General features: G+C 67.0%; 5 protein-coding genes and 2 pseudogenes. 4 read left to right on the top strand and 3 right to left on the bottom strand.

Going from position 1 to position 4261, the window contains the following annotated elements:
• The 4 genes from U9978_RS21880 to U9978_RS21865 form a co-directional block, all read left to right on the top strand.
• A partial coding sequence (locus U9978_RS21880) for an RHS repeat-associated core domain-containing protein (protein ID WP_322763028.1) occupies nucleotides 1-1406 on the top strand: 1406 nt, incomplete at its 5' end.
• Nucleotides 1403-1843, top strand: a complete 441-nt coding sequence (locus U9978_RS21875; RefSeq protein ID WP_322763027.1) for a hypothetical protein — start codon at nucleotides 1403-1405, stop codon at nucleotides 1841-1843. The genes U9978_RS21880 and U9978_RS21875, both read left to right, overlap by 4 nt.
• 54 nt (nucleotides 1844-1897) lie before the next feature.
• Nucleotides 1898-2050 (top strand): hypothetical protein, encoded by a 153-nt coding sequence (locus U9978_RS21870; RefSeq protein WP_322763026.1) that lies wholly within the window; start codon nucleotides 1898-1900, stop codon nucleotides 2048-2050.
• Nucleotides 2051-2143: 93 nt separating this feature from the next.
• Complete coding sequence (locus U9978_RS21865) at nucleotides 2144-2887, top strand: SDR family oxidoreductase (RefSeq protein WP_322763025.1); 744 nt, start codon at nucleotides 2144-2146, stop codon at nucleotides 2885-2887.
• 236 nt (nucleotides 2888-3123) lie between these two features.
• On the opposite strand, the pseudogene U9978_RS24205 reads toward U9978_RS21865, so the two are convergent.
• From U9978_RS24205 to U9978_RS21850, 3 genes and pseudogenes are all read right to left on the bottom strand, one after another.
• Nucleotides 3124-3381, bottom strand: a pseudogene (locus tag U9978_RS24205) (MerR family transcriptional regulator); the annotation flags it as partial.
• Nucleotides 3382-3383: 2 nt separating this feature from the next.
• Nucleotides 3384-3629 (bottom strand): hypothetical protein, encoded by a 246-nt coding sequence (locus tag U9978_RS21855; protein ID WP_322763023.1) that lies wholly within the window; start codon nucleotides 3627-3629, stop codon nucleotides 3384-3386.
• 285 nt (nucleotides 3630-3914) lie between these two features.
• Nucleotides 3915-4261: pseudogene (locus tag U9978_RS21850) on the bottom strand (hypothetical protein); the annotation flags it as partial.

Genomic DNA, 4261 nt, shown 5'->3' with positions numbered 1-4261 from the left:
ACGCACGGGTGCTCCAGCGCCGGGACTACTCCTACAGTCCGGATGGGTACGTCGCCGAGATTGATGACATGCTCGCCGGGGTGCGTCGGTTTGATCTCGATCCGGTGCGGCGGGTCACCGCCGTCCACGGGGCTGACTGGTCCGAGCGGTACGCCTACGACACGGCGGGCAACATCACCGACGCGTCCTGGCCGGTGCCCGTCCAGCCTCTACCCGCACAGTCCCTCCCCGCGCAGCGTGACGGGCGCGACGGGGTGCACGAGGCCGCGCAGGGTGGCCGGGAGTACGCCGGCACGCTGATTCGCCGGGCCGGCCGGGTCCGCTACGAGCATGACGGCCAGGGGCGGGTGACGGTGCGCCAGCACAAGCGGCTGTCGGGTAAGCCACGCACCTGGCGCTACACCTGGGACGCTGATGACCGGCTGACCGGGGTGACCACCCCCGACGGCCAGCGCTGGCGATACCGGTACGACCCGTTCGGCCGGCGGATCGCCAAACAGCGTCTCGCCGGCGATGGCGCCAATGGTGCCGTCGATGATGGCGGGGTGGTCGAACAGGTCGACTTCGCCTGGGACGGTGCCGTCCTCGCCGAGCAGCAGCACCACACCACCGCCACCGGCGGCGATCCGACGCCGCGGGTCACCACCTGGAACTGGGAGCCCGGCGGTTTCCGGCCGCTCACCCAGTCCGAACGCCGCCCGTCCGACTCGGCTGTCGGCGGTAACGGCAGCGACCACATCGCCGAGCAGGCGTGGTTCGACGCCCGGTTTTATGCCATCGTCACCGACCTCGTCGGCACACCCACCGACCTCGTCGACCCCGACGGCGAGCTCGCCTGGCACGCCCGCACCACCCTGTGGGGCGCCGGCCCGCCATCGTCGTCCTCCGCCGGCGGTGCAGTCGACTGCCCGCTGCGTTTCCCCGGCCAATATCACGACCCCGAAACCGGCGCGAACTACAACTATCATCGCTACTACGACCCCGAGACCGCCCGCTATGAATCCACCGACCCACTCGGCCTGGCCCCCGCACCCAACCCTCACACCTACGTTCACAACCCGCTGGGTTGGCTCGACCCCCTCGGCCTCGCGCCGTATGACATATTTGTCAGAAGGGGAACAAACTGGGAAAGCGCGGGCAGGCTGACCCGGCAGGCGCAAGCAGCGGAAGATACTGGACGGTTTCCGCACGGTGTATCGGTAACAAGCCCTGAATCGAATCTCCGTTTGTCCAGGGAGCCCACTGACTCTGTGACTGCGGCACGTCAACAGATCGAGGACACAGGTTTTCGTCTAGAACACACGCCAACAAGACAGGATATTGATCACCACACCTTGGTGTTACCGAAGCCAGTGACGGCGGATGTTACTCAGGCCTTCAATCTACTTTTCGGGCGGTCAAAATGACCACTGCTGCGGAGCAATTGGCTGCGATTCCTCTCCGGGAAATCAGAATGGAACGGGCAGTCGTTCTTGACTGGTTCGACGGTCCCCTCGAGGGCTTCCTGCGGATAGCTGATACTGACTCCACCTGGTACTTCCAGCTGGCCGGGGAGCGCACCAGATATCATACGGTTGACGACCGTCTTTATCTCCTGTTTCATGCGCCGACCGATGCCCTCGAGTGCTTGGCGGAGGTTCTTGGAGAGGATGAGATGCCTACGGGAAAACTGTGGGTACCTAGCTGGAGTTTTCGGGATGCCAATGCTCAACAGCGGGCTGAGGCGGTGCTCGCTGGGCTGCTGGAACTAGTTGGGCGGGCGCAACTTTTTCTGCGGTCGAGCGACCTGCTTCATATTGAAGATCTCTGGCTGACCGCGGATCGTGTCACGATTACTCGCTAGTCGAACTGTTTCTCAAAGTCGGCCTTGCCCCTCCGGCGTCGAGGAGTTCCCGCTGTGCATCCTCTGCCGGCGTTCGAGTTCGGCCAGCCACAGTTCGAACAGCTGGCAGTAGAGATGAAGAAACCTGGGCCTGACCTCACCGGTGCGGACAAGGAGCTCAATACCCGACTCTCCAAGATCAGGCTTGTCGGCTGGGCCTGCCGGTAGATCGGCGTGCCAGTGCCACATCCGTGAGCGGAACGTCGGACCGTTGCTGATGGGTGCTCGCTCGCGGTGGAGAATCAGTCCGGGAGGTCACGGATGCGCAGCGTAGCGGTTGTTACAGGCGGTAGCCGTGGGATAGGCGCGGCCACGGCGATCCTGCTGGCCCACCAGGGCTGGGACGTCTGCATCGGCTTCCGGGCAGCCGCCGAGTCGGCCGGCCGCGTTGTGGCGGAATGCGAGGCTGCCGGCGTGGCCGCGGTCGCCGTTCCCACCGATGTCACCTCGCCGGACGCCATCGCCGCACTGTTCACGGCCGCGGACACCATGGGGCCGGTGGCGGCGCTGGTCAACAACGCGGGCATCGTCGCCGGGCAGGCACGGGTCGAGGAGATGACCCACGACCGGCTCGTCGCCATCTTCGCCGTCAACGTGGTCGGTGCCTTCCTGTGCGCCGGACATGCGATCCGGCGCATGTCGACGCGGCACGGCCGAACGGGTGGCGTCATCGTCAATGTCTCCTCGGCGGCCGCCCGCCTCGGCAGCCCCGGCGAGTACATCGACTACGCCGCCTCGAAGGGCGCCATCGACACCATGACGATCGGCCTGGCCAAGGAGGTCGCGGCCGACGGCATCCGGGTCAACGCCGTCCGCCCCGGCCTCATCCGCACCGACATTCACGCCAGTGGCGGGCAACCCGGCCGCATCGAGCGCCTCGCGACCGGCATCCCGATGGGTCGCGGCGGTGAGCCCGACGAGGTCGCACATGCGATCACCTGGCTGTGCTCACCCGAGGCGTCCTACGTCACCGGAGCGATCCTCGACGTCACCGGCGGCCGCTGATTCAACCTGATCCTTCGCCACTGACGGCTACCTGGCACTTGGTAGCCGCCTACCGTCTCACCCGGACCCACGGACAAGCGGCCAACCGCGCCTGATCCACGAAGAGGCGCTAGCAGGAGCATCCGCCGCCGCACCCGCAGGTGCCGCCGCCGTGGCTGGTCGAGGCACGGACGGCAGCGCGGCGTCGTTGGTGGCGCCCCCAGAACACGACCGCGAGCACGACAAGGCCGACAGAGACGGCGAGGAGGGTCTGGTTCAGCGCCGCGGCGGCGCCGGCCGCTGTCGAGCAGTTCGGCGACCTCGTCGAGGGTGAACCCGAGCCGCTGCGCGGCCTTGATGACGCCCAGCAGGATCACCGCCTCGGCCGGGTAGAGCCGGTGCCCGCCCGGGGTGCGCACCGGTTCGGCCAGCAGTCCCCGCCGCTCGTAATAGCGCAGCGTCTGGGTGTTCACCCCGGCCGCGGTGGCGAGCTCGCTGGTGCGCAGGCCGCCCAGGCTCACCGGTAGGTCCGGTGCACGGTCGGGGCAGTGCGGGTTTCGATCCAGTCAGACACGTCCGCGCGCGCATCCGGCACGTTCACCGTGACGACAACCGTCTCGCCGGTCGGGGCGACCGTGGACTGGAAGAAGGCACAGCACGACGACTCCCGCCCGGCCAGGTCCCGGACCTCGCCCTCAACCCCGCCGGAGGCGGTCAACGTCAACACGGGCGACGTGGGATGGTGCAGCCGGCGGGTCCGCATCCGCTCACGGCTCTCTCCTTGGGTCCGGACGCCCTCCCGCGAGCGCCTCGAACTGACGGTAAGCCTGTACTCGGGTACCGGATGCAACCCCGAAGCGCCGACCATCCACAAGATCGGCGCGTGTTTGTCGTCAGGTACGCATATCGAGCCGAAAAGCGTACCTAGCAACAAACACGCGCCGATCATGGCCCGTGTAGGTCGTCAACGCAGCTTAGGATCAGCCGTGGGGACGGCGCCATCCGTCCGTCCGCTCGTCGGCTACCAACGTGTCGCCTTCGCCGTCGCTCATGGCCCTTGACTGTAGGCCGCGCGCGCCGACGCGACATCCAGCGACATCCCGGTCCCCACCATTGCGGCGACGTCCGTGAAGAAGAAAAGCGGTGTGACCTGGTAATCGTGCCAGCCGTTCTCGATGGCGAACAGCTCCGCCGACTCGGCCGAACCAAACGTGATCGTAGTGTCACGGACTCGCCGATTCTCCCCCGAATCAAAGCGGACGACTCCGTAGAGGACGGGCAGCTGCCCGACCCCGGTCTCCTCGGCACCGGTCTCCTCGGCACCAGTCTCCTCAGCACCGGTCTTCTCCCTACCGCTGCCCCTGCTTGCGCTGGCTGCCGCCACCGGCCCCACCG

It is taken from the genome of Protofrankia sp. Cr2 (genome assembly GCF_963555885.1).
In the GTDB taxonomy this organism is placed as follows: Bacteria; Actinomycetota; Actinomycetes; order Frankiales; family Frankiaceae; genus Protofrankia.
The sequence above is the reverse complement of the archived record's forward strand: the minus strand, read 5'-3'. Positions and strand labels throughout refer to the sequence as shown.